The organism is Cedecea sp. B1(4), assembly GCF_059414925.1.
Window position 1 is genome coordinate 1 of sequence record NZ_JCAHMZ010000158.1, and the last position, 273, is coordinate 273.

Annotated in this window: 1 protein-coding gene; it reads right to left on the reverse strand. The window is 63.7% G+C overall.

Annotation, left to right across the window (positions count from 1 at the left end; genetic code table 11):
• The coding region (locus ACR6JA_RS22460; RefSeq protein WP_494599642.1) for an SOS response-associated peptidase family protein at positions 1-237 on the reverse strand (237 nt) is incomplete at its 3' end.
• Positions 238-273: the final 36 nt, after the last annotated feature.

The window sequence follows — 273 nt, forward strand, 5'->3', positions numbered from 1 at the left end:
GATGATGCAGCGCTGCGCGCGGCGCCAGGCATTCCCGAAGGTAAAGGACTTGGACGCCGTCTCGCTACGAGCGTTGAACGTGGATAGCTTGCCGGCTTTATCCAGCCCGTCTGGCTTCGTCATAGCGCTGATCAAACCCCACCGGCCGATGACGGCTTCGCGTTCCGGCACGGCGTCATCCCCCGAGTCGTGCTCGATCGGTCGACGGACGAAGACGCCTTGATAGCGCGGCCACATGTCGTACTTGCCGATCGCGGCGGGCACTTAGCGCAC